The following is a 23,256-nucleotide window of genomic DNA, read 5'->3' as shown; positions in this document are numbered from 1 at the left end:
CTCACGTGACGTCGTTGCACCACCTGGGGGAACACATGCTCATTGCCGCTCCAGCTGCACATCGCAGAGAGGGCGTCGGCGCCGTCGGCCGAATGCACGGCCGGGCCAGGGAGATCTCTGCCCTCGAGCAGCTCGTCGAGGAGTGCCGAGGCGGCCGGAGCCGGACACTGGTGCTGCACGGGGAGGCGGGCATCGGCAAGACCGCATTGCTCGATCACGTGCAGGCGGTATCGCGGGGCGTCCAGGTGGTCCGGCTGGACGGAGTCACGAGCGAGGAGCAGCTGCCTTTCGCCGCAGTTCAGCGGCTGTGTGCTCAGCTGCGTGGAGACATTGCCGCCCTGGCCGCCCCGCAGCGTCACCTTCTCGTGTCCCTCCTGGGGCCGCGGTCCGCCACTTCGCCGCCCTCCTCGCTGGACGTCGGTCTTGCCGTACATGGCCTGCTGGCCGCAGCGGCGCGTCGGCATCCGCTGCTGTGTCTGTTCGACGAGGCGCACCGGCTGGACGAGGCGTCCCGGGAAAGTGTGGCGATCGCCGCGCGCCGCTGCACCGACGAGCGGGTGGCGATCATCTTCGCCCTGCCCCAGGCAGACGGCTGCACTTCCCTCGCGTCGCTACCGCGTCTGTCTGTTTCTCCGCTGGCCGAGCAGGCTGCGCAGGCGCTGCTGGCGGACCATCTGCATGCCCCGCTCGACGCCCGGATCTGCGAGCGCCTGGTGGCTGACTCCCACGGCAGCCCGCAAGCATTGCTGTCCGTGCTGGGCGCCCTCTCCCCGACCGAGATGACTCGCGTCCGGCCTGAGGCGACCTCCAAGCGGCTGCCCGTACCGCACGAGCGTGTGCGGCAGATGGACGGGCTCAGTGCACCGGCGAAGCAGGCGCTGCTGGTAGCCGCAGCGGAACCCCTGGGCGACGTGGTGACCGTGCTCGAGGCCCTGCAGTATCTGGGGCTCGGTCAGCGCTCCCTGGCCGAAGTGCAGGCCAGTGGCCTGGTGGACTTCGGAACCCGTGTCAGGTTCGCCCATCCACTGGTCCGCACAGCCGCCTACGCGACAGCGGAGGTCACCGAACGCCGCTCGGCCCATCACGCTTTGGCACATGCGTGCGATCCACGTTTCGCCGAACAGCGGGCATGGCATCGCGGGCAGGCGGCGCCGTCCTTCGACGACGCGGTCGCGGCCCAGCTGGAAGAGACTGCCGAGAAGGCCACCGGCCGGGACTCGGTGACGGCTGCGGCGCTATGGGAATTGTCGGCCGGGCTGACCACCGACCGCAGGCGACGCGCATCGCGGCTGCTCGCCGGCGCAGCGGCCCGGCGCCGGGCAGGAGGACTGGAGCAGGCGCTGGACCTGCTCGACCGCCTGCACACATCAGCGCTCGGCGACGAGGACCGCGCCCGGGCCGACGCGCTGCGGGCACAGACCCAGTACAGCCTGCACCGCAACGCGGCCGCCGTGCATGCGTTGCATGAGGTTGCCGTCCGCGCCCGCTCCCTCAGCCCTGAACGCGCGCGCGGCCCCCTGCTGGAGGTCATGGCGGCCGCCGTCCACGCCGGCAGGTTCTGCCCCGCGGAAGACCTCGCCGCCGCCGCCCGGGCCGCCTACTGCGCGCCGGGCACCGCCATGCGTCCGCCGGAATTGCTGCTCGAAGCGGTGGCCACGCAGACAGTGAAGGGTTACGCAGCGGCAGTGGCACCCCTGCGCCGCGCCGTCAACGCCTACCTGGCGGCACCCGCGGGCGAGGACCTGGAGGCGAGCGGCAGCTGGATGGCCTGCCAGGCCGCCGTCGATGTGTGGGACAGCCACGCGTGGCAGCAACTGGCGGACCGTCGCACGGCGGCCGCCCGGCGGCAGCGTGTCACGGCCGCCCTGCCGTCGGGTCTGGCACAGCAGGCGATGGCCCGTATCCACGGCGGCCGACTCAAGGAGGCCGCGGAACTCATCACCGAAGCGGACCAGATCAGTCAGGCCATCGGTGCCACGCCGATCCGTCATGCCGCCCTGGCCCTGGCGGCCTGGAGCGGCGACGAGAGCCACATGAGAGTTCTCGTCGCCTCCATCAGCAAGGAGGCGGACAGACGGGCGGAAGGCAGGCTGCTGACCACCGCCGAATGTGCGCAAGCAGTCCACCTCAACGCCTTGGGCCGATACGAAGCGGCGTTGGCCGCCTGCGTCGGCGCGACACAGCGCGACGAGCCGGCCTTTCGCAACTGGCTGCTGCCGGAGCTGGTGGAAGCTGCCGTACGCACCCGGCACCTGGACGAGGCGGCCGCGGCCACCGCACGGTTGGAGGAGTGTGCGCGGCTGACGGGCACGGGCTGGGCTCAGGGCCTTCACCTGCGCGCGCAGGCAATGCTCTCAGACGGCCCCGAGGCAGGTGACCTGTTCCGCAGATCCGCGCGGAAGCTGACCGCTGCCGGCGCAATGCTCCAGGCCGGACGCACCCATCTGACGTGGGGCGAGTGGCTACGCAGGGCCGGACGGACAGCGCAGGCCCGTGTGCCGTTGCACGCCGCGTACGAGATCTTCGACCGCGCCGGTGCCCGTGCGTTCGCCGCACGGTGCGCCGGGGAACTCGCCGCCGCCGGTGCACGGCCGGCCCGCAGCGTCATCAGTGCGCCCTCGGCGCTGACCGCGCAGGAACAGCGCATCGCGGACCGGGTGGCGCAGGGCGAAACGTCGAAGGAGGTTGCCTCGGCGCTGTTCCTGTCGCCGCGGACCGTGGATGCGCACCTGCGCAGCATCTTCCGCAAGCTGGGCATCTCCTCCCGCCGAGAGCTGCGCCACAAGCCGATGTCGGCGCACGGGGAGAGCCGCTGAAGCGGGCCGGAGCCAGACGACCTGGAGTGATCATCCAGCATCCCTTATAGTTGACGTGACAACATCCTGAGGCACGCGAACCCATACCTGGGACGTCTTCAGCGCAGTTCACGCACAGCGAGGCTCATATGGCGGAAGCGGGCATCCCGGGCATCCGGTTCTCGCTGCTCGGACGGCTTCGGGCGTATCGCGGAACTGAGCAGATCGATCTCGGTGCCCCGCAGCAGCAGGCCGTGGCGGCTGCACTGCTGCTGGCTCACGGCCGGTCGGTCAGCATGAGCGATCTCGTCGATGCGATCTGGGAGCGCCCGCCGCGTTCACCCGCTTCCGTGATCCGCACCTACGTCTGGCGTCTGCGGCACACGCTGGAGCCCGACCAAACCCGGTCCCAGCCCTGGCAGATGCTGCAATCGGCAACCGGTGGCTACCTCCTGCACGTCGACGACGACCGCGTGGACTGGCGCATCTTCCAGCAGCGGCTCGGCCAAGCCCGGGCGGCACACGCGGGCGGTGACCCCGCAGCCGCACGGCGGCTGTACGACGAGTGCCTCGGCCTGTGGCACGAAGACCCGCTGACCGGAGTGCCGGGGCCCCTGGCGGCCAGCGAACGCTCCGTCATGCAGCGCCAGCGCCTCGACGCCCTCGAAGCACGCCTTGAGACCCTCGTCGCTGAAGGGCACTTCGCGGAAGCGGCCACCGATGCGGCTGCCCTGGCGGAGCAGCACCCGCTGAGGGAGGGCCTGGTCCAGCTGCTCATGCAGGCCCTCTACCGCAGCGGCCGCCAGGCGGAGGCCTTGGCCGTCTACCGCAAGGCCCACCGGCTCCTCGACGAAGAACTCGGCGTGCGCCCCGGACCCGGACTCCAAGCCCTGCAGGCAGAGATTTTGCAGGCCCGCCGGCCAGCGTCGGGCGACGCGGGCATCGTGCAGCGCAGAACACCGGTACCGCGCCAGATTCCGCACGCCATCGCCGACTTCACCGGCCGTGTGCAAGAGATCGAGCGCATCCGGGACACGCTGACGGGCCATACGGCGGAGGCCATGCCCATCGTGCTGGTCAGCGGCATGGGCGGCGCCGGCAAGACGTCTTTGGTCATGCACAGCGTGCAGCCGGTGCTCCCGTCCTACCCGGACGGGCAGCTGTACGCGGATCTACGGGGCGCCGACGGCACTCCAGCCGACCCGGGGACCGTGCTTTCCTCGTTCCTGCGCGCGCTCGGCGAAGCCGATGCCTTCATCCCGCAGGACCTGAACGAACGCTCCGCACTGTTGCGCACGCTGCTGGCGCAGCGACGTGCTCTGATCATTCTCGACAACGCAGCCGACATGAACCAGGTGCTTCCGCTCCTGCCCGGCTCTCCGTCCTGTGCCGTCGTCATCACCAGCCGCAACACTCTGGCGACCCTGCCGGTCAGTCTTCGGCTCAGCATCGGCGCCCTGCCCACCGAGGAGGCGCTGCGGCTGTTCACCAGACTGGTCGGCGGCGGGCGCGTCGCGGCCGAGCCGCACACCGCGCGGCAGGTGCTGGCTGCGTGCGGAGGGCTGCCTCTGGCCATCCGCATCATCGGATCCCGCCTGGCAGCCCGCCCCGACTGGAGCATGGAGCAGCTCGCCGAGAGGCTCTCCGACGAACGGCACCGGCTGTCCGAACTGAGCGTCGACGCCGTCGCGGTGGCGTCGAGTTTCGCCCTCGGCTACGCCCAACTCGACGACTTGGGACGGCGGGCGTTCAGACTGCTCGCCGTCCCCGCACAGAGCGGCTTTGACGCCTCCACGGCGGCCGCCGTCCTGACCGAGCCGGAGGAAGCCGTCCGGCCGACGCTGGAGCGGCTTGTGAATGCGGGCCTGCTGGAGTCGCCGGCTTGGGACCGCTACCGCTATCACGACCTCGTGCTGCTGTTCGCGCAGCGCCTGGCTGCCGACATCGACGCACCGGCGGACCGCCATGCGGCACTGGGCCGACTGCTGGATCTGCACCTGTTCACCGCATCGGGTTCGTATCACATCTTCCGTCCAGGTCACACGGTCCCCAGGACCGCACTGCCCTCCCCACGAAGCGGCCCACGGTTCAAGAACGAACAGGCTGTGCTGGCATGGGCGTCCTCGACTTTGAGCGACATCCTGCGGCTCTTGCAGCAGACCGCCCGCACACACACCGACCGGGCAGCCACCCTGCTTCTGATGCTCGATGCCGTCTTGATGAACGCCCACCGGTGGCACGAGGTGGTGCCGGTGGCCACGGCGGTCACCGAAGCGGCCGCCACCAAAGGGGACGTACGCGCAGAGGGCCGGGCTCGTTACATGCTCGCCGGGGCACTCACACAGGTCGGCCGCATGGACGACGCCCGCGGGCACATCCAACGTGCTCTCGACTTGGCCGAACTCGTCGGTGACGCGGACATCCACGGAATGGCACTCAACGTCCACGGCATCATCATCGGACTGGCCGATCCCGCCGGTGCGATCAGCCACCACCTCCAGGCTGCCGCCATCGCAAGCCGACACGGCAACACCTCACTCGAAGCACTCGCCCTGAGCAACATGGTGCAGACGAAGCTGCGGATGGGTGTCGTCGACGACGAGACGGCCACGGCGTCGCAGCGCCAGTTGCAGCTGCACCATGAGAACGGCGACCGCTACGGGGAGGCCTTCGGCCTGTACCGCCATGGCCAGGTTCTGCTGGCCCAGGGCAAGCCGCATGAGGCGATCGACGCCCATCTGCGCACGCTGGCTCTGTTGGACGAGGACGAACAGGAATTCGTCCAAGCAGGCGCCCACATACGCCTGTCCGAAGCCTACCTGCACGTCGGTCGAACCGACCTGGCATCGAAGCACGCCGAGCAGGGCTTGGCGCTGAGCCGCAAAGCGCGTCACGATCAGCTCGCAAGCCTTGCGCTGTCCGCGTTGGGGGATGTCCTGGCAGCAACGAACCGAAAGGAGCAGGCTCGTTTGCACTGGCAGCGAGCGCTGGACGACCTGCGCCGTCTGGGCTACGCAGCAGACGCTGCACGCGTTGCCGCTCGCCTCGCGGACGGCGCGGCCTCCACTTGACCGGTCCCGTCGGCAGGGAAGGTAGGCGGCGATCACCGATACCCGAGCTGGTGCGGCCGGGCACCATAGTCGTGCCCCCTGCCACAGTGAACAGATTTCGCCGCCGTCTTCCGCACCCCTGGGACCGCCGCCGTGTCATCCCATCTCGCCCCGATCCACCCGCAACCAGAGTCTGCTGCCACCACGCGCACCGAGCGGCTGGCAGAGCGGCTGACCTCCGTGCAGGCTTCGACTTTCACCGGCCGGAGTAAACAGCTCGATGCCATGCGTTCGCTGCTGCATCCAGGCTCGGACGCCGGTCGGTCGGGCCGCATCCTCTACGTGCACGGGCCCGTGGGCATCGGCAAGACAGCTCTGCTGGGCCGCTACGCCGCCCTGGCTGAAGAGGCTGGGCGTCCGACGCTGTGTATCGATGCCGCGCAGACCGCATCGGTCGATGAACTGCGCGCACAGGCCGAGCAGAGCAAGGCGTCGCCCGGCGCCGTCGCCCTGGTCGACAACGTAGACATCCAACCCGAACTCATGCCTGCACTGGCCGAGATGATCGCGGACATCTTGCCCGCAGACGCGATCATCGTGTTCACCGCTGAGCGTGCTCCCGATCCGCTGTGGCTCGGGGAGGCGGGCTGGCATCGCGTGGTCCAAGATCTCTCCTTGGATCCCCTGGAGCCGCAGGAGGCCGACAAAGCACTCGATGCCCTGGGACTGTCCGCCGACCTGCGGCCCGTAGTGGCGGAGTTCAGCCAGGGCCACCCACTGGCTCTCGCCCTGGGGGCGGTTGCCGCTCGTGCCGGCCGGTTCGCCGACGGTGAGGCGCCACAGCAACTTGTCCTGCAGCTCCTGGACCGGATCATCGGAACGGTGCCGGACCCCGTCCATCGCGCCGCTCTCGAGGTCAGTGCGCACAGCAGGTGGACGACCGAAGACCTGCTGCGCTCGGTGCTGGGTGAGGACCAGCCCACCGCGCGGATCTTCGACTGGCTGCGCCGACTGCCCTTCGTCACGTCCGAACGACACGGGCTGTCCCCTTGCCCGCTGGTGCGAGCCCTGCTGGACGCCGACGTCCGCTGGCGCGATCCGTCCGGCTATCGCGACATCCACCAGCGCATCCGCAGGCACGTACTGGCGGAGATCCGCCACGGCCCTGCCGAGGCGACGGTGCACGCCACCCTGGCCCTCACCTATCTGCACCGCAGCAACGGCTTCGTCTCCCGGTTCGTCACCTGGCAGGCCCATCCCGGCATCGTGGAAGTGCCCTACCGGCCGGAGCTGCGCGAGGCACTGCTGCAGTTCATCGCTGACGCCGGCGGGAGTTCGGCCGCACAGACGGCTACGCACTGGCTGGTGACCCAGCCGCGCGCGTTCCGGCTGTACTGGGACGTCGAGCGGCAGCAGCCGGTGGGAGCGCTCGCCTGGCTGCACCTCGACGATTCCTCACAGCAGGACGTACTCATGGACCCGCTGGCGGCAGCCGCCTGGCAGCACTCCCAAAGGACACGCCCACTGCGGCCTCACGAACGTCTGGCACTGGGCCGGCTGTACGGGCCCGCCTCGCTGCATACCGAGCCTTCACCCTTGCTGGACGTGATGCTCCACCGGGTGCTGGCACACTTCATCGTGCAGGACTCGGTTGCCTGGAGCTATCTCAGTCTCGCCTCCCCGACCTTCCTCGACCCGCTGATGCGCTACATCGACCAGTATCCCGTGCCGGATCCGGTGGCAGTGGACGGCACGTCCTTCACCCTGTACGCGCACGACTGGCGGGCCGTCACGGTGGAGCGCTGGATGGAGGTCGGCCACGTCGCGGAGCTCACGGGGCCCGATGCCCGTCCCACCGCGCGGCCGCAGACCGGGGCCGGACCTCTGGAGGTCCTCACACGCGAGCAGTTCGATACCGCGGTATCGGACGCGCTGGCCGCCTGGCACCGCAAGGATCTGCTGGCCCGTAACCCCCTGACGCACAGCCGCATGATCAACGAGCGCGGCGCGAGCGATCCGGCGGAGAGCCTACGGGAGGTTCTCGCCGAGGCCCTCGACACACTCGGCGGGGACCCGCGACTGCAGCGGTATCACCGTGCTGTGGTGACCGGGCTGCTGCGCGGGGCCCCCACTCGCGAGGCCGCGGCCGAGCGGATGGGGCTGCCGCTGAGCACCTTTCGCAGACATCTGGCCCGCGGGGTACAGGAGATCAGAACCTACTTGTGGAATGCGGAAACGCGAGGTTCGCCCGCCCCATCCGGTCACACGGGCGTGCCCAGGGACAGCTCCTGAGAGCCTGAGCTCTCACGGTCCCCACGGCGGGTACCGACGAGTGGCCGCGGGTCACAGATGGTGTCCTTCTGCCGACCGTTCGGCTTCTGCCGAGTCGGGCCGCCGTCCGGGGGCCCGGCGAAAACAGCCGAGGAGGTCGGGCAGCGTCGAACAGCAGGATGCCAGGGGGCGGCAGGCTCGCGCCTCGGCGAGGATCACCTGTCGGCGTTCCGCGGCGACCGGCACAGTCTCCGCGGTGCGCGGGTGAGCAAGACGGCACAGGGCCCATTTCCTGGGTGCGGCACACCCAGGAAATCGGCGGCCTGGCCGGCACGTCGGCGGCGATGGAATCTGGAGTCGTCACCGGCCCGCGGATGGCGGCCACCACGCTCTTCAGCATTGGACGCGCTCATGTACCTCAACGACACCACTCGTCAGTCACTGCTCGCTCAGCTGCGTCAGAACGCCGACACCCCCGGCCGCCGGGTCCTGCTGACCGGTGCCACGGTGGTCTCCATGGACCCCGCCGTCGGTGTCCTGGACAAGGGCGACGTACTCATCGAGGGCGACGTGATCGCCGCCGTCGGGCCGGACCTGAGAGCACAGGGCTCCATCGCCGACGCGGTGGTCATCGACGCGGCCGGCTGCATCATCACCCCGGGTTTCGTCGACACACACCGGCACGCCTGGGAGGCGCAGCTGCGACGGATCATGCCCGACGTCGACGACCTGGCCGGATACGTCACCAGCACGCTGCTGGGCATCGCGCCGGTGTACCGGCCCGCCGACATGTACATCGGCACCAAGCTGGCGGCGCTGACGGCGCTGGACAGCGGCATCACCACGATGCTGGACTTCTCTCACAACTCCCGTACCGCCGAGCACTCCGATGCCGCGATACAGGGCCTGCTGGACACCGGCATCCGCGGGGTCCACGCCGCCATGGCCCCGCACTTCGGAGACTGGGACAAGCAGTGGCCGGCCGATGTAGCTCGTCTGCAGGAGCAGTACCGGAGCAAGCTGCTGACGTTCAGGCTGGCCGGCCTGGCCACCGAGGAGATCGCAGGGCCTGTCCTGGCGTACGGGCCTGACCTCGCGCGCAGCGCGCGGGAGCTGGGGGTCGGGGTGAGCGTGGACGCCGTCTTCGGCACGGCTTCCTCGCAGGCCGTCCTCGGCTGGGAGCGGGCGGGCCTGCTGGGGCCGGACGTCACGCTCATCCACTCCACCGGTCTGACCGGTGAGGCGTGGAAGGCGATCGGCGCTACCGGCACGACGATCGCTCTGGCACCCACTTCCGACGCGCAGATCGGTCTGGAGAGCGCGATCCCGGCTGTGGACGAGGCTCTCGCCGTCGGCGTGCGCCCCGGCCTGAGCATCGACGTGGAGGTGGCTCTCGCCAGCGACATGTTCACGCAGATGCGGGCTCTGCACGCCATCCAGCGCATGCGTGCGGTCAACGCCGTCTACGGCACCGAGCAGGAGCCGTCCCGGATCGGTGTGCAGGACGTGCTGGACTTCGCCACCCTCCAGGGTGCCCGGACAAACGGGCTGGCTGATGTGACGGGCTCGATCAGTGTGGGTAAGCAGGCCGACCTGCTGGTCATCCGGGCCGAGGACATCAACAACATGCCCCTGAACAACGCGGTGGGCACCGTGGTTCTCGGCTCGGACACGCGCAACATCGACACGGTGTTCGTCGCCGGACAGGTCCGCAAGTGGAACGGCCGGCTGGTCGACGTCGACGTCGATGCCCTGCGCGGTGAGGTCGCGGCCTCCCGCGACTACATCATGGCCCGCGCCTCCTGACCGCTGGATCTGCTCGGTGCCCGTTCTGGCCGCTGCGGCGGCGAGAACGGGCACCGCCTGTTGCGCCGCAGGCCCACGGCACCCCTTGGCCAGCACCGCGAAGATAGGCGCTGCTCGCCGATGCCCGGTTCGGGCGGCTCGGGCCACAGTGGCGTGGCGGCCGTCCGGGGCGTGGGGTGGGTTTCGACCTTCATGTGCCGGCGGGCGCGGCAGCGTCGCCCGGTCCTGGGCTGACGGCAGTCCTGGTGCGCATGCAGCGCTGTCATCGGCGGTATGAGCGTCACCCACACGAAAGCACCTTGCACGTCATGTTGGACAAGCGTGAACCTACTCGGTCAGCCTCATCGAGCGATCAAGCGGCCCAGGAGCCTGCATCGAAACGGCTGGACGCCGCTCAAGCAGCGATTGCGCGCGCCGCGCTGGCTCGTGCCGCAGCAGCCCACCGGTCAACCCCGTCGGCGGAGCAGGACCGAGCGGACCTGTCGTCGCCCTGGCCCGCGCGGCCGGCGGTGCCTCGAGGCCGGCTCGCCGGCGCGCTGCGCTGGGCTCTGGACCGCCCCGCGGTGTTGACGGCTGCCGGTCTGACCTGCATCGGGCTGGCGACGGCTCTGGTGCTCAGCACAGCTGTCGGCGGCAGCGGCAGCGTGCCGGAACAGACGGACGGGGGCCAGCCCGGCACGTACCAGGATAGGGGTCAGCCGGCCACGAGTGGTGGCCTTGCGCCGTCGCGGAGGCCTGCTGCCGCAACGAATGGCGCCTCCCCGAGCAGCCTTGTGGATTCCGCTGCCGCCTCGCCGTCGCAGCAGGTGACGACGGCCGCTGCGTCGGCATCCGGGACAGCACCGCAGACCGCGAGGGGACCTGCTGCTTCGGGCGCCACGCTTGTGCGCGTGGCGGCATCGGGCGGGTGCCTGACCGCCCGGCGAAGCGGCCTGGTGGTCAGCGCCTGTGTCTCCTCTCCCGCCCAGGAATGGGTGCTGAAGGATGGCTTGCTGCGCTCCGGTGACCTGTGCGCGATGGTCCCTGACGGCCGGAGTGCCGACCGGACGCCGGTGGTCATGTCGGCCTGCACAGGCCTGCCGGAACAGCGTTTCGGACTGTCGTCGGGCAGCCTTCTGGCGAGGGAATCCGGCAAGTGCCTGGATCTCTTCGGTGGAGCGTCGGGCACCGATGTCGTGCTGTGGGAGTGCAACGGCCGCGACAACCAGCAGTGGAGCACGACGTGAGGTTGCGCTGCGTCTGAACGGGCCCGGGCGGCCCCTGCGCCAGGGGCCGCCCGGGCCCGTTCGCGAGGCGCCGGCGGTGCGGGTGGCCACACTGGCCCTCTCGCTGTGGGCGGACCAAGAGCTCGTCTACTCGCGCGCGGCCAGCAACGTCACGGGACGTTGGCGGGTGGCGGCCCAGGCAGCGGCCAGGCTGGTCGCGGAAGCCAGTGTCACGACGGTCACGATGACTGCACCGGTCAGTTGCCAGGGGACGGCTACGGTGGCGGTGCCGGTGACCGAGGCTGCGGTCATCGCCATGGCGATGAGCGTTCCGCCTGCGGCGAGCAGCCCGAGCAGCAGCCCGATGAGGGTCACGGCGAAGGTCTCCAGCCATGCTGCGGCAAGTGTCTGGGTGCGGCTGAAGCCTGCGATGCGGGTGGCCGCGAGCTGGGTGCGCCGGCTGTAGGCGGCGATGATGAGGGTGTTGACGACACCGATGAGTGCGTAGACGCCGCCCAGCCCCATCACCATGGTGAGGGTGCTGGTGTCGGCGGACGTGCGGGCGGCTGTGTCGTCGTCGATCCACTCGGAGAGGGTGGAGACAGCACCCAGGCGGGAGAGTGCCGCCTTCACGCTGTCGCCTTCAGCCGAGGACTGCAAGGTGATGAAGCTGTGGGAGGCGGCGTCGGACAGCATAAACTGCGGAACGAGGCCTGCGGGCAGCAGCAAGGTTGCACCGCCGGCCATCCGGGCGGGGACCGCCGCGGTTACGGGCAGGCGCCCCAGGTCCACGTCCCCGATGCGCAGCCCAACCCGATCGCCGGAGGAGATCCCCAGGGCGGCGGGGCCTGCCGCGACGGCGCGGCCTTGCAGCGCGCCGAGGGGGCCACTGTCGCTGTGGACACGTCGGTAGTCCTGCGGCGATATGACCAGGACTCGGCCGAGCTCGGTGTACGCCGTCTCGCCGCGGCCGGTGGTGACCGCGGCGGGCATCTCGATCTCCGTGGAGACAGCAGCCACGCCGGGGATGCCGGCAACGCGTGCGGCTGCGTCACCTCGTGCTTCGAGGACCAGGTCGGCGCGCGTGGTGGTGCGCTGTTCGTGCTGGGCTGCGGCGGTAGCGGAGGTCAATGCGGTGAACTGGCCGAGCAGCAAACCGACCAGGACGATGACTGGGGCTGCCGTGGAGGCGCTGCGCCAGGCGTCGTCGCGCAGTTCTGCCTTGGCGAGGTGGGCCAGGGTGGAGGATCGCGTCGTCGGTATCAGCCTGGCGATGGCCGGCAGCAGACTCGGTCCGAAGCAGGTGAAGGCGAGGACGGCGCCCAGGGAAACACACATCGCCATGGCCTGGCCGCCGGCGGGGCCTCCGAGCGGCGCCAGTGCGATCAGGGCCGTGGCTCCCACGAGGAAGACTCCACCGGTGATCCACCGGCTGCGGCCGAGGGTGCGCTGCACCGGGGCGGTGTCGCGCAACGCCTCCAGCGGGCGGATCTGGGCGGCTCGGCGGGCGGCGGTCAGCACGCCGAGAACGGACAGGCCGATGCCGGCCGCGGCCGCGGCGGGCACGGCCCACAGGCGGAACTGGCCCGTGAAGTCGGCTGGGACGAAGTCGAGTTCGCGCAGCAGCCATGTCTGGATCTGCATGGTGGCCAGGCCCAGCGGCACACCGCCGGCGACGCCGAGCGTGCCGAGGAAGACGGCTTGGCCCAGAAGCAGGTGCTTGATCTGGCGGGGTGAGGCTCCGTTGAGGCGGATCAGGGCCAGGTCGCGGCGGCGCTGGGTGACGGTGAAGGCGAAGGTGGAGGAGATGACGAAGACCGCGAGGAAGGCGGCGCAGCCCAGGGTCACCGACAGGACGGTGACCGCGGTGAGACTCTGCTCGTCGAAGTCCATGCGCTGGATCGGGGACGTTCCGGCAGCGGGCGTGAGAGTCGCGGCGGACAGCAGCAACAGCAGCGAGGACTGCACCAGGGCAACGCCCAGGCAGACGGAGACGACGGCGCCGGTGAACAGCGTGGGGCGTTCTTTCACGCCTGACCAGCTCATGCTCCACATGGTCAGGCCTCCAGTGCGATGAGGTGGTCGGCGAGCGTGCGGGCATCGGCGCCCACCAGCTGATCGACGATCCGGCCGTCGCGCAGGAAGACGGTGGCATCCGCGCGGGCGGCCGCAGCCGGGTCGTGGGTGACCATGATGATGGTCTGTCCGCGGTCGGCCAGATCCCGCAGCAGGGTGAGGACTTCAGCTGCTGAGCGGGAATCGAGAGCGCCGGTCGGCTCGTCGGCGAACAGGACATCTGGGCGGGTGACCAGGGCACGCGCGATGGCCACGCGTTGTTGCTGGCCGCCCGACAGCTCACGGGGCCGGTGGCCGAGCCGGCCGGACAGGCCCACGGCGGCCAGGGCCTGGCGGACGTCGGCCATACTCCAGTCGGCGCGTGCCAGTTTCAGCGGAAGGGCCACGTTCTGCTCGGCGGTCAGCGAGCTGATCAGATTGAAGTTCTGGAAGATGAAACCGATGCGCTTACGACGCAAGGTGGTCAGCTCTTGCTCACTTGCGTGGGTGATGTCGGTGTCCTGGAGCCGGACACTGCCGGCGTCCACGCGCTCCAGTCCGGCGGCACAGTGCAGCAGGGTCGATTTGCCGGAGCCGGAGGGGCCCATGACGGCTGTCCACGTGCCCGGGGCGAAGTCGACGCTCACGCGGTCCAGGGCATTCACCGCGGTCGAGCCACTGCCGTAGGTGCGGCTGGCCTCCTTGAGGGAAGCCGCGGCCGTTGGGCGGCGGCCGGTCGATGTGGCCATGCATGTCTCGCAATCTGTGCGCAGGCCGGGGCGTCCGCCTGCGGGCGTGGGTGTGGTGTCGCCGTTTCAAGACCGCGGGATCGCAGGTGGCGGCGGGCTGTCCGAAAGGAAGCGCGAGGGTCGCCTGCCGCGTCGTCGGCGCAGGCGCCCGCGTGCCACTCTGCCCGAGCAGTGCACGGGCGAGCGTCGGTGACAGTTACCTAAAGCGTGGCACAACGGGAGGAGCGATGAGGTGGGGGTGCCCGGCACATGTCTGCGGGGGATAACCCCACGGTGGTCACTTCCGTGGGGCGGAATGGCGCTCGACACGGGCCGGTCGGCGTTGGCCCTCCGGCACGGGGTGTCGCACGGGAGCAGGCGGGGGCCGGCGCCATGGGTGGACAGGGTGGGCGGCGATTGGGCTGGAAGTGAGAGCAGGTTGACCTGGCCAATGAAGGGCAGTCGGCCGGACAGTGACAGCATGATCACGCACGACACTCCCGCCGATGATGTGGAACTGCCCCGCATCGGAACCCCGGCGTTCAAAGCTGAAGCCCACCAGCGGTACGCCGAGCTGCGCCGGCAGGGTCCCGTTCATCGCGTCCGTATGGCCGATGGCACCCTGGGCTGGCTCGTGGTCGGATACGAACTGGCCCGCGAGGCATTGGCCCATCCCAAGCTGAGCAAGGACCCCGAGCCGTTCGCCGAGCAGCTGCGCGCGTCCGGGCGCCACATTCTCCTGGCCGGCAGTGGATTCGGCGGCAACATGCTGATGGCCGACCCTCCGGAGCACACCCGGCTGCGCCGACTGGTGTCGGGTGTCTTCACCACGCAGGCGGTGGAGAAATTGGCACCGCGCATGGAGGCGCTGGCCCGTGAACTGATCGATGCCTTCGCCGAGCGGGGCAGCACCGATCTCGTCTCCTCCTACACCACTCCCCTGCCGATCACGGTGATCTCCGAGCTCCTGGGAGTTCCCGAGGAGGCCCGCGAGGACCTGCTGTCCTGGACGCGCCATTCCATGGGCGTCCCGTCCGAGCAGCAGCGGGCCGGACTGCTCGCCCTCAACGGCTACCTGAGCGGGCTGCTGAAGACCAAGCGGCGCGATCCGGCGGACGATCTGCTGTCTCGGCTGATCGCGGTCCGGGATGAAGACTCCGGGAGACTGTCCGAAGCCGAACTGCTCGGCACAGCCGTCATCCTGGTGGTCGCCGGCCACGAAACCACTGTCAATCTGCTCGGCAACGCCATGGTTGCGCTGCTCGACCACCCGGAGCAGGCACGCGTCCTCCGGGAGAACCCCGAGCACATCCCGGGTGCCGTCGAGGAGTTCTTGCGTTACGACCCGCCGTTGGAGATCACGCCCACTCGCTTCGCGACCGAGGAGTTCGAGCTGGGCGGCAAGCAGATCAAGGCGGCCGAGACCGTGACCATCGCCCTGACCTCAGCCGGCCGGGACGCGCCCGTCGAGCAGGGAGCCGACCCCGACCAACTGGACGTGCTGCGCAAGCAGCCCCGCCACGCCGCTTTCGGGCACGGCATCCACTACTGCATCGGAGCTCCGCTGGCCCGCCTGGAGGGAGACATAGCGCTGCGGGTTCTGCTCTCCCGCCTGCCTGATCTCGCCTGGGCCGAGCCGGAGCGGCCCGTGGCGTGGCTGCCTGCGGGCATCACCCGGGGCCCCATCCGCCTGCCTGTCACGTTCACCCCGGCACCCAGGCTGGGGCCCCGCGCCTGAAGCGTGCGGAAGCGGGGGCGTGTCGGCATACCGGCCGGGGCACGGCGTCCTGTGAGCGCAGGCCAGGATGCGCGGTCCCGACGGGGTGACACAGCGTCCCACGGGCACGGATTGGGCACGGCTGGGGGCTACTTCTGCTTGCCGCTGCCCGGCGCGATGCCTGCCTGGCCGTTGCGGGCCGCGTTGCCCGCGCCGCCGACGCCGTTGCCGGAGTCGCCGGCATTTCCCGCCTGCCCGTATCCGGTGGGCCTGCTGGGCGTGGCGGTCGCCCGCGCCGACCGCTCGGAACAGTATGCGGCGACCTTGTCCGTCCCGCCGGCGGCCGTGACGAGTTGCTGCCAGGCCGTCCCCCCGAGCGCCTTGCCGCGATCCTTGACCTGCTCGTAGGCGCGGCAATGGGCTTCGGTGTCCTGGGCGGTGGCCGGGCCGTCCGTCGGTGCGGGGACGCCGGAGGAGGCCGAAGGGGCTTCCTCGGCCGGTTCGTCCGGGGCGGCGGCCGACGGGCGCGCGGTCCCCCGCGCGGCGCCGTTGCCGTCCGTGGACGAGCCGACGGAACCGATGGCCGCGACCGCGACTCCCCCCAGCGCGAGGCTGGCGAACACCACGCCGAGCGTCATCTTCACAGGACGCCTGGTACGCCGCTCCGCCGGCGACCGCCAGTCGTCCCTGCGCCGGGTACGCGCTCGGTGCGCGCCTTCTTCATGGGCAGCCCGGAAGGCGGTCAGCGCCCGCTGCTCGGCCTCGGGGTCGATACGGCCGTCGCGGAGAACCCCGCCCCACTCCTCTTCCAGCGTGGCGGCGTCACGCTCCTCCCACGGATCGGACGCGACGCTGCGAGGGTGCGCACGTCGACGGCCCGGAACTCCGTCACCGCCCAGCCGTTCACCCATGTCCGCTTCCGTTCCTGTTCGACCGGTTCGATCCGTTCGGCGTTCCGGGTCTGATGCCTGTTCGTCGGTAACTGTCGCCGACGTCCTTCATTTCGACTCACCCAGCGTCGAGGAAGCCTCATTCGTCACACCCTGGTCCGCCTCACCGTCGACGCCCAGCTGACGAGCGAGGCGTTTGAGGCCCCGGTGCGCGGCCGTTCGTACCGCTCCCGGACGCTTGCCGAGGACGCGTGCAGCGGCGGGACCGTCCAGGCCGACGACGACCCGCAGAAGCACGGCCTCGGCCTGGTCCCGCGGCAGGCGACGGACCAGTTCCAGCGCCCGCTCGGTGGACAAGGACTCCAGGGCTTCGTCGTGAGTACTGTGCCGGCCGGGCAGGTCCAGTACGTCCTGTTCGCTTCCTCCTGCCCGGGGTCGCACGCGCTGTCGGCGCAGATGGTCCAGCGCCCGGTGCCGGGCTATGGTCGAGGTCCAGCCGCGGAACCCGGAGCCGTCCCCCTTGAAGCGGCCGAGGTCACGGGCGATCTCCAGCCAGGCGTCGGAGGCCACGTCCTCCGCGTCGTCGCCGACCAGGCCGCGCAGATAGCCCAGCAGGCCCGGCTGCACGATCCGGTACGCGACCGCGAAAGCGGCCTCGTCGCCGTCCTGGGCCCGCGCGACCGCCGCGCCCAGTTCCCCGTTGCATTCGTGTACACGCCGGGGTTGCCGTACCTGGCCCAAGACCGTCCTCGTTCGTACCGGGTTCATGGCGAGTGCATGCCGTCCGCCGTGCTCCGGTCGCATCGACGGCCCCATGGCTACCAGCGCGCGTCCTTGCCGGAGTGTCACACCCCTCCGAGCATCCCCTCACGTCGTCGCCGGTGCCCGACGCCCGGCCGACGAGGACGCGCGGAGCTCCGGACAAGCGGCGCGGTGTCCCCCGCACGACGGTCCAGGTGCCCTTGCTCAAAGGGGGGGGGCGTCGGCAACGTAATGATTCGGCGCCCCCGTGCGCTCCCAGTGGCATGAGTACGTATCTCCGTCTGCGAGCGGTGCCGCCCCCCGCGCTGCGCAACAGCACGGCCTGGCTCGAACGACTCTTCGAGGAAGACTCGGAGGCCGTCCGGCACCGGGTCGGGCGGCACACTGAAGAGTCGCTGGGCAAGCGCTATCTGGACCAGCAGCGCATCTACGCCGCCGCTCCCCCGCATCCTGTCGAAGACGGGCCCCAGGCCCAGGTGGTGCTCGGTGGTCGGCCGGTGTTCCGCACCGAGCGGCACAAGCCGCCGTTCCTGGTGCTGACGTCGGCTCAGGCCCGCCGGGTGGCCAGCTTCCTTGCGAGGGCCGACTTCGACGCGTTGTGGGATTTCGCCCGCGCCGAACTGCTGCCGCACTACGGCGGCGTGGCCGCGGAGCCCGAGACGTGGCAGGCGTTCGCCGCGGCGCACCGGGAGCTGAAGGCGTTCTACGCGCAGACGGCCGAGTGCGGGGACGCGGTGGTGAAGTGGCTGCCGGTCCGAGGCGAGACCTCGACTGGACGTTCGTCACCACGGGTCTGCGCGCTGCGGTCACCGTCACGGCGGCGCGGCGGCGCGTGATCGCGACCTCCACCGCGACGCACCTCACCTACGACCCGGTGTGAACGCGTAAGAGGGAGGTCCGAGGGGCGCGCGGTGCTCCGGGTCAGTCGATCTGCCGTCTGCGCGCGGCGGGCCGGGTGCTCTTGCGCCTCTGCCCCTCGTCCCGGGCCTGCTGATAGGCGCTGAAGATCGTCTGTGCGGCGCCGGACAGCGCCCCCTTGGTCGCGCCCCGGGCCCCGGACTCGGTGACCTTCTCCGTGAGTTCCGTGATCCCGGCCGGCTTGCGCGGTCCGGCCTCCAGGTCGAGACGGTTGCACGCCTCGGCGAAGCGCAGGTAGGTGTCCACGCTCGCGACGACGATCCGTATGTCGATCTTGAGGATCTCGATGCCGACCAGGGAGACGCGCACGAAGGCGTCGATCACCAGCCCGCGGTCGAGGATGAGTTCGAGAACGTCGTAGAGGCCGCTCGAACCGCCTCCGCCGCCTTGCTGTGTCGCCACGGTCATGACGGCCAACCCCCTTGCCCTGGTGTCTGCGTGGTCGTGTCGGCGCTGTCCCTCGTCCTGTGCGGATTACCTGTGCTGGTTGCCGCACAATCCGCGGACAAACGCCTGTACGACTCTTCGCCGGGGCCGGCCTGACGGCCGCTCAGATGGCGACGGGGGCGATGACACCAGGGCGGCCGTGGGAGCACTTCGTTCCCGCGGCCGCCCTGGGGATGCGCATCCGGCGCAGCAGATCGCGGGTGAGGCGGGTGTCGAGCGTGGTGCGCCAGGTGACGTCGGGGTGCCGGGAACGCAGGTGCGACAGCGCCCTGGTGCCCAGCCCGCAGCCGAGGAACGGTTCGTCCACGACGACGTCGGTGATCACGCCCTCGGCGCACTCGTCGCACGCGCGATAGGTGACCCGGCCGACCACCTTGCGGATGTGCACCAGGAGCAGGCACTCCTCACCCGCGCCGCCCTCCGGGGAGGCGGACGGCAACAGCTCGACCTCGCGGTAGGCCAGCAGCCTGCGGTGCCACCGTCCCCCTCGTCGTCCGGCGCGCCGGTGCCGTCCCTCGGCCCGCCGCGATGCGGCGCCGTCCCGCGATCCGGATCCGCCGTGCACGTCACTGATGGCATACGTCTGATTTCCCTGCATTCTCTCGCGTGTGCCCCGTATCACGGCCCCCATGTCACCGCGCCGTGAACGCCTCACGGCCGCCCGCCGGCCGCCCGGGGCTCAGTCGAGCGCCCTGAGCCCCTTGCGCCAGCGGGCACGGCGCTCCTCCTCGCTCTGCTCCCACCACGGGGTGCCGCGCTCGCCCAGGGCGACCTTCGCCAGCTGCACGCGGGCGCGGGCGGCGCGCTCTGCCTCCTCGTCCTGGGCCCGCCGGGCGGCCCCGACCGCGCGCCGGGCCGCCATGAGGTGGGAGCGGAGCCGCGAGGCGTCGTTGTCGGGGATGAGCGGATCCGTCGCCCGCCACCGCCGTCCGCCCACGACGATGTAGCGTCCGTCGGGGGTGCGCTCCGGTCGCGCGTCACGTGTCACGGCTCGAGTGTGCCGGTGGGCGGTCGCGGATCATGGGAGGCACAAGGCGCCGGCGCCGCCGCTACTTCACCGACCCCGCCATGACCCCCTGCACGAAGTGCCGCTGGAAGGCGAAGAACACGGCCACCGGCACGATCAGAGACAGGAAGGCGCCCGGCGCGAGGACGTCGATGTTGCTGCCGAACTGCCGTATCTGCGACTGGAGTTCCACGGTCAGGGGCTGGGACGAACTGTCGGCGAACAGCAGCGCCACCAGCATGTCGTTCCACACCCACAGGAACTGGAAGATGGCCAGGCTCGCCAGCGCGGGCCGTCCCACCGGCAGCACCAGCCGGGTGAAGATGCGCCACTCGTTGCCCCCGTCCATGCGGGCCGCCTCCAGCATCTCCCGCGGTATCTCGGCGAAGTAGTTCCGCAGCAGGAAGATCGCGAACGGCAGGCCGTAGGAGACGTGGAAGAGGATGACGCCCGGAATCGTGCCGAACAGCCCCAGTTGGCCGAAGAGTTTGGCCACGGGCAGCAGGCCGATCTGCACCGGGACCACCAGGAGCGCGACCACGAGCAGGAACAGGGCGTCACGGCCGGGGAAGTCCAGCCAGGCGAAGGCGTACCCCGCCAGTGCGGCGATCGCCACCACCAGCAACGTCGTCGGCACCGAGATCAGCACCGTGTTCCAGAACGCCCGCGTCATCCCGGCGTTGCCCAGCAACGACGTGTAGTTGTCGAAGGACAGCCGGCCCGGGCTGGTGATCGCCGTCCACCAGCCGCCCTTGGCCGTGTCCTGCGCCGACCGCAGGGACGACACGAGAAGGCCGGCGAGCGGCGTGAGCCAGAGCAGTCCGACGACCACGAGGACGGCCTGCACCAGGCTGCTGCCGAGACCGCGCCGAAGCGCACTGAGGTTCATCGCTGACTCCCTCGGAAACGACGGACGTTGAAGACCATGGCGGGGATCACCAGCAGCAGGAGCAGGACGCCGAGGGCGCTGCCCAGTCCCTGGTCGTTGCCGCCGCCGAAGGACACCAGCCACATCTGGGTGGCGAGCACGGTGGCGTCCTCCTGCACCGGGCCGGGCGCGATGATGTAGACGAGGTCGAACACCTTCATCACGTTGATGACGAGGGTCACGAAGACCACCGTGAGCACGGGCGCCAGCAGCGGCACGGTGATCCGGCGGAACACCTGCCACTCGTTGGCGCCGTCCATCCGCGCCGCCTCCAGCGAGTCACGCGGCAGGGTGGACAGCCCCGCGCCGATCAGCACCATCGCGAAGCCGGTCCAGATCCACAGGTAGGCGCCGATGATCGCCGGGGTGACCAGCGCCGGGCCGAGCCAGGAGACGCCGTCGTAGGGCTGGGCGAAGTTCGAACCGGGCAGGGCGACGGTGTACGAGCCCGCCTCCAGACCGGGGAAACGGAAGGAACCGTCGGCCGCGGTGGTGGTGCTCGCGACGGTCTTCCCGTCGCGCACCGCCTCGACCCTCATCTCCGGCAGCCCGCTCTCCCGGCGGTCCACCACCCCTTGCTTCCCTCCCCCGCCGGGGGTGAAGTCGAGGTAGACGACGCCGCGCAGTTCGTCGGGGCCCGCTGTGCGCGCGGCCGCCGTGGAGGCCGGTTCCGCGCCCGCCGGCAGTTCCTTGGGCGCGACGCCGACCAGGCCGAGGGCGACCGTGTCGCCCGGTGACACGGCCGTGCCGGTGCGGTACGAGCCGCCGGCGCCCCGGGTCAGGCCCGCGCCGTCTCGGGCGCGGGCGGTCGGATAGGAGGAGGTGTCCTGGAAGGCGTCGTGGACGCCGACGGCCGCCGCGTTCAGGACGCCCTTGTCGGGGTCCTCGTCGTAGGCGAGCCGGAAGATGATGCCGGCGGCCAGGAAGGAGACGGCCATGGGCATGAACAGCAGCAGCTTGAAGGCCGTGGCCCAGCGGACCTTCTCGACGAGCACGGCGAGGATCAGGCCCAGGCCGGTCAGCAGGGTCGGCGCCACGACGACCCAGATCGCCGTGTTGCGCACGGCCTTGAGGGTGGCCGGGTCGCGGAACATCTCGGTGTAGTTGTCGCCGCCCACGAACCGGGTCCCGGAGGCGTCGAAGAAGCTGCGGCCCACCGAGAACAGCACGGGGTAGACGACGAGGGCGCCGAGCAGGAGCAGCGCGGGGAGGACGAAGAGGAGGGCGACGGCCCTGCCCCGCCGCCGGGCACGCCGCTTGCGGGCGACGGTCGCGGCGGCGGGTGGCGCGGCCGCCTTCGTGAGCGTGGCGGTCATCGCCGGTCAGCCCTTGTAGGCCTTGGCGGCGGCGGTTTCCAGCTGCGCCGCGGTGGCCTTCGGGTCGGACGGGTCACGCAGGAAGTCCTGGAGGATCTTCCACTCGCCGGCGCCCTTCGTCCCGCCGAACGCCGCGGGGGCCTGGTCGGACATGTCGAAGCGGACGGAGTCCCCGGCGGCGATGAGCGACTTGGCGGTGGTGCGGGTGACGTCGTCGCCGTAGGAGGCGAGGTCGAGCTTCTTGTTCGGGGAGAGGAAGCCGCCCGTCTCGGCCCACACGGCGGCGGCCTCCGGGGTGGCGAGGTACTCCAGGAGGGCCATGCCCGCCTTGGTGTTCTTGCCGTCCTTGAGGACGACGGCCGCGTCACCGCCGCTGACCACGGGGGCCGCGCCCGCGCCGACGGGCGGGAAGGCGAAGAAGTTCGCGTCCTCGCCGATCTTCCGGCCGAACTGGTCCTTGGCCACGCCCGCGACGAAGTCGCCCTCGTAGACCATGCCCGCCTCGGGCTCGGGCCCGAAGACCTTCTCCACGGAGCCCGGGAAGTCGGTGTTGAGGGCGCCCTTCTGACCGCCGGCGAGGAGCTGCTTGTCCTGGAAGAGCTTGCCGAGCGTGGTGAGGGCGTCGACCACGCTCTGGTCGGTCCACTTCAGTTCATGGGCGGCGAGGGCGTCGTACTTCTCGGGGCCTGCCTGGGAGAGGTAGACGTTCTCGAACCAGTCGGTGAGCGTCCAGCCGTCCTGACCCGCGACGGAGAAGGCGGACAGGCCCGAGTCGGAGACGGTCCGCCCGGCCTTCAGCATCTCGTCGTAGGTCTTCGGCGGCTCCACTCCGGCCTGGTCGAGGGCGGCGGGGCTGTACCAGACGGTCGACTTGTGGGCGGCCTTGAAGTAGAGGCCGTAGAGGGTGCCCTCGACGCTGCCGTAGTCCTTCCAGACCGGGGCGTAGTTGGCGGCGACGGACTTCTGGGTGGCCGCCGACAGCGGCTTGAGCCAGCCGTTCCCGGCGAACTGCTGGAGCACGCCGACCTGCGGAACCATCACGACGTCGGGGGCGTTGCCGCCCTCGATCTTGCTGCCGACGACGGTGGAGACGTTGTCGCCGGTGGAGACGAACTGGGTCTTGGCGCCGGTCTTCTCGGTGAAGGCGTCCAGCACCTTCTGGAAGTTCTTCTGCTCGGCGCCGGACCAGACGCCGGCCACCGTGACCGTCTGGCCGCCCAGCACCTTGTCGCCGCCGCCCGCGGAGACGGGGTCGCCGCCTCCGCAGGCGGTGGCGCCGAGCGCCAGGACGAGGGCGGTGCAGCCGCTGAGCAGAGTGGTACGTCGTCGCATCATCGTCGATGTCCGTTCGTGGAAGAGGGG

General features: G+C 70.5%; 17 protein-coding genes. 7 read left to right on the top strand and 10 right to left on the bottom strand.

Annotation, left to right across the window (positions count from 1 at the left end):
• Positions 1-5 precede the first annotated feature (5 nt).
• The 5 genes from J2X68_RS04835 to J2X68_RS04815 all read left to right on the top strand — a co-directional run bounded on the left by J2X68_RS04835 (position 6) and on the right by J2X68_RS04815 (position 11,148).
• Positions 6-2,816, top strand: a complete 2,811-nt coding sequence (locus J2X68_RS04835; protein ID WP_310431163.1) for an AAA family ATPase — start codon at positions 6-8, stop codon at positions 2,814-2,816.
• A gap of 128 nt (positions 2,817-2,944) precedes the next feature.
• Entirely contained in the window at positions 2,945-5,866 is a 2,922-nt protein-coding gene (locus tag J2X68_RS04830) for a BTAD domain-containing putative transcriptional regulator (protein ID WP_310431162.1), read from the top strand.
• Between the two features lie 132 nt (positions 5,867-5,998).
• Positions 5,999-8,137, top strand: a complete 2,139-nt coding sequence (locus tag J2X68_RS04825) for an ATP-binding protein (protein WP_310431161.1) — start codon at positions 5,999-6,001, stop codon at positions 8,135-8,137.
• Between the two features lie 390 nt (positions 8,138-8,527).
• Positions 8,528-9,922 (top strand): amidohydrolase family protein, encoded by a 1,395-nt coding sequence (locus tag J2X68_RS04820; protein ID WP_310431363.1) that lies wholly within the window; start codon positions 8,528-8,530, stop codon positions 9,920-9,922.
• 890 nt (positions 9,923-10,812) lie between these two features.
• The gene (locus tag J2X68_RS04815; RefSeq protein ID WP_310431160.1) at positions 10,813-11,148 is read left to right on the top strand and encodes a ricin-type beta-trefoil lectin domain protein; all 336 of its coding nucleotides are present in this window, start codon (positions 10,813-10,815) and stop codon (positions 11,146-11,148) included.
• A 126-nt stretch (positions 11,149-11,274) separates the two neighbouring features.
• Here the strand turns inward: J2X68_RS04815 and J2X68_RS04810 are convergent, their stop codons facing one another.
• Positions 11,275-13,173, bottom strand: coding sequence for an FtsX-like permease family protein (locus J2X68_RS04810; RefSeq protein WP_310431159.1), 1,899 nt, complete (start codon positions 13,171-13,173; stop codon positions 11,275-11,277).
• A gap of 11 nt (positions 13,174-13,184) precedes the next feature.
• Positions 13,185-13,931, bottom strand: a complete 747-nt coding sequence (locus J2X68_RS04805; RefSeq protein WP_310431158.1) for an ABC transporter ATP-binding protein — start codon at positions 13,929-13,931, stop codon at positions 13,185-13,187.
• A gap of 460 nt (positions 13,932-14,391) precedes the next feature.
• Between J2X68_RS04805 and J2X68_RS04800 the strand changes: the two genes are divergently transcribed.
• Positions 14,392-15,648, top strand: a complete 1,257-nt coding sequence (locus J2X68_RS04800; RefSeq protein ID WP_310431157.1) for a cytochrome P450 — start codon at positions 14,392-14,394, stop codon at positions 15,646-15,648.
• A gap of 128 nt (positions 15,649-15,776) precedes the next feature.
• Here the strand turns inward: J2X68_RS04800 and J2X68_RS04795 are convergent, their stop codons facing one another.
• Both J2X68_RS04795 and J2X68_RS04790 read right to left on the bottom strand, forming a co-directional pair.
• Entirely contained in the window at positions 15,777-16,538 is a 762-nt protein-coding gene (locus tag J2X68_RS04795; RefSeq protein ID WP_310431156.1) for a hypothetical protein, read from the bottom strand.
• An 87-nt stretch (positions 16,539-16,625) separates the two neighbouring features.
• On the bottom strand, positions 16,626-17,258 hold the full coding sequence (locus J2X68_RS04790) for an RNA polymerase sigma factor (RefSeq protein ID WP_399039347.1): 633 nt from the start codon (positions 17,256-17,258) through the stop codon (positions 16,626-16,628).
• A 284-nt stretch (positions 17,259-17,542) separates the two neighbouring features.
• On the opposite strand from J2X68_RS04790, the gene J2X68_RS04785 reads away from it, so the two are divergent.
• Positions 17,543-18,115: a DUF1877 family protein gene (locus J2X68_RS04785; RefSeq protein ID WP_310431154.1), complete on the top strand. Its 573-nt coding sequence runs from the start codon at positions 17,543-17,545 to the stop codon at positions 18,113-18,115.
• A gap of 85 nt (positions 18,116-18,200) precedes the next feature.
• On the opposite strand, the gene J2X68_RS04780 is transcribed toward J2X68_RS04785, so the two are convergent.
• The 6 genes from J2X68_RS04780 to J2X68_RS04755 form a co-directional block, all read right to left on the bottom strand.
• The gene (locus tag J2X68_RS04780) at positions 18,201-18,605 is read right to left on the bottom strand and encodes a gas vesicle structural protein GvpA (protein WP_310431153.1); all 405 of its coding nucleotides are present in this window, start codon (positions 18,603-18,605) and stop codon (positions 18,201-18,203) included.
• A 142-nt stretch (positions 18,606-18,747) separates the two neighbouring features.
• Complete coding sequence (locus J2X68_RS04775) at positions 18,748-19,209, bottom strand: GNAT family N-acetyltransferase (RefSeq protein WP_310431152.1); 462 nt, start codon at positions 19,207-19,209, stop codon at positions 18,748-18,750.
• 114 nt (positions 19,210-19,323) lie between these two features.
• A complete protein-coding gene (locus J2X68_RS04770; protein WP_310431151.1) occupies positions 19,324-19,632 on the bottom strand; it encodes a hypothetical protein in 309 nt (102 codons plus the stop codon).
• Positions 19,633-19,693: 61 nt separating this feature from the next.
• Positions 19,694-20,539 (bottom strand): carbohydrate ABC transporter permease, encoded by an 846-nt coding sequence (locus tag J2X68_RS04765; protein WP_310431150.1) that lies wholly within the window; start codon positions 20,537-20,539, stop codon positions 19,694-19,696.
• A complete protein-coding gene (locus J2X68_RS04760; RefSeq protein ID WP_310431149.1) occupies positions 20,536-21,894 on the bottom strand; it encodes an ABC transporter permease subunit in 1,359 nt (452 codons plus the stop codon). The genes J2X68_RS04765 and J2X68_RS04760 overlap by 4 nt, the downstream gene beginning before the upstream one ends.
• 6 nt (positions 21,895-21,900) lie before the next feature.
• Positions 21,901-23,229 carry an ABC transporter substrate-binding protein gene (locus J2X68_RS04755; RefSeq protein ID WP_310431148.1) on the bottom strand — a complete coding sequence of 443 codons (1,329 nt, stop codon included), beginning with the start codon at positions 23,227-23,229 and terminating at the stop codon, positions 21,901-21,903.
• Positions 23,230-23,256: the final 27 nt, after the last annotated feature.

It is taken from the genome of Streptomyces sp. 3330, from assembly GCF_031456635.1.
GTDB lineage: Bacteria > Actinomycetota > Actinomycetes > Streptomycetales > Streptomycetaceae > Streptomyces.
Note: the sequence above shows the minus strand (reverse complement) of the source record. Positions and strands in the feature narration are given on the sequence as shown.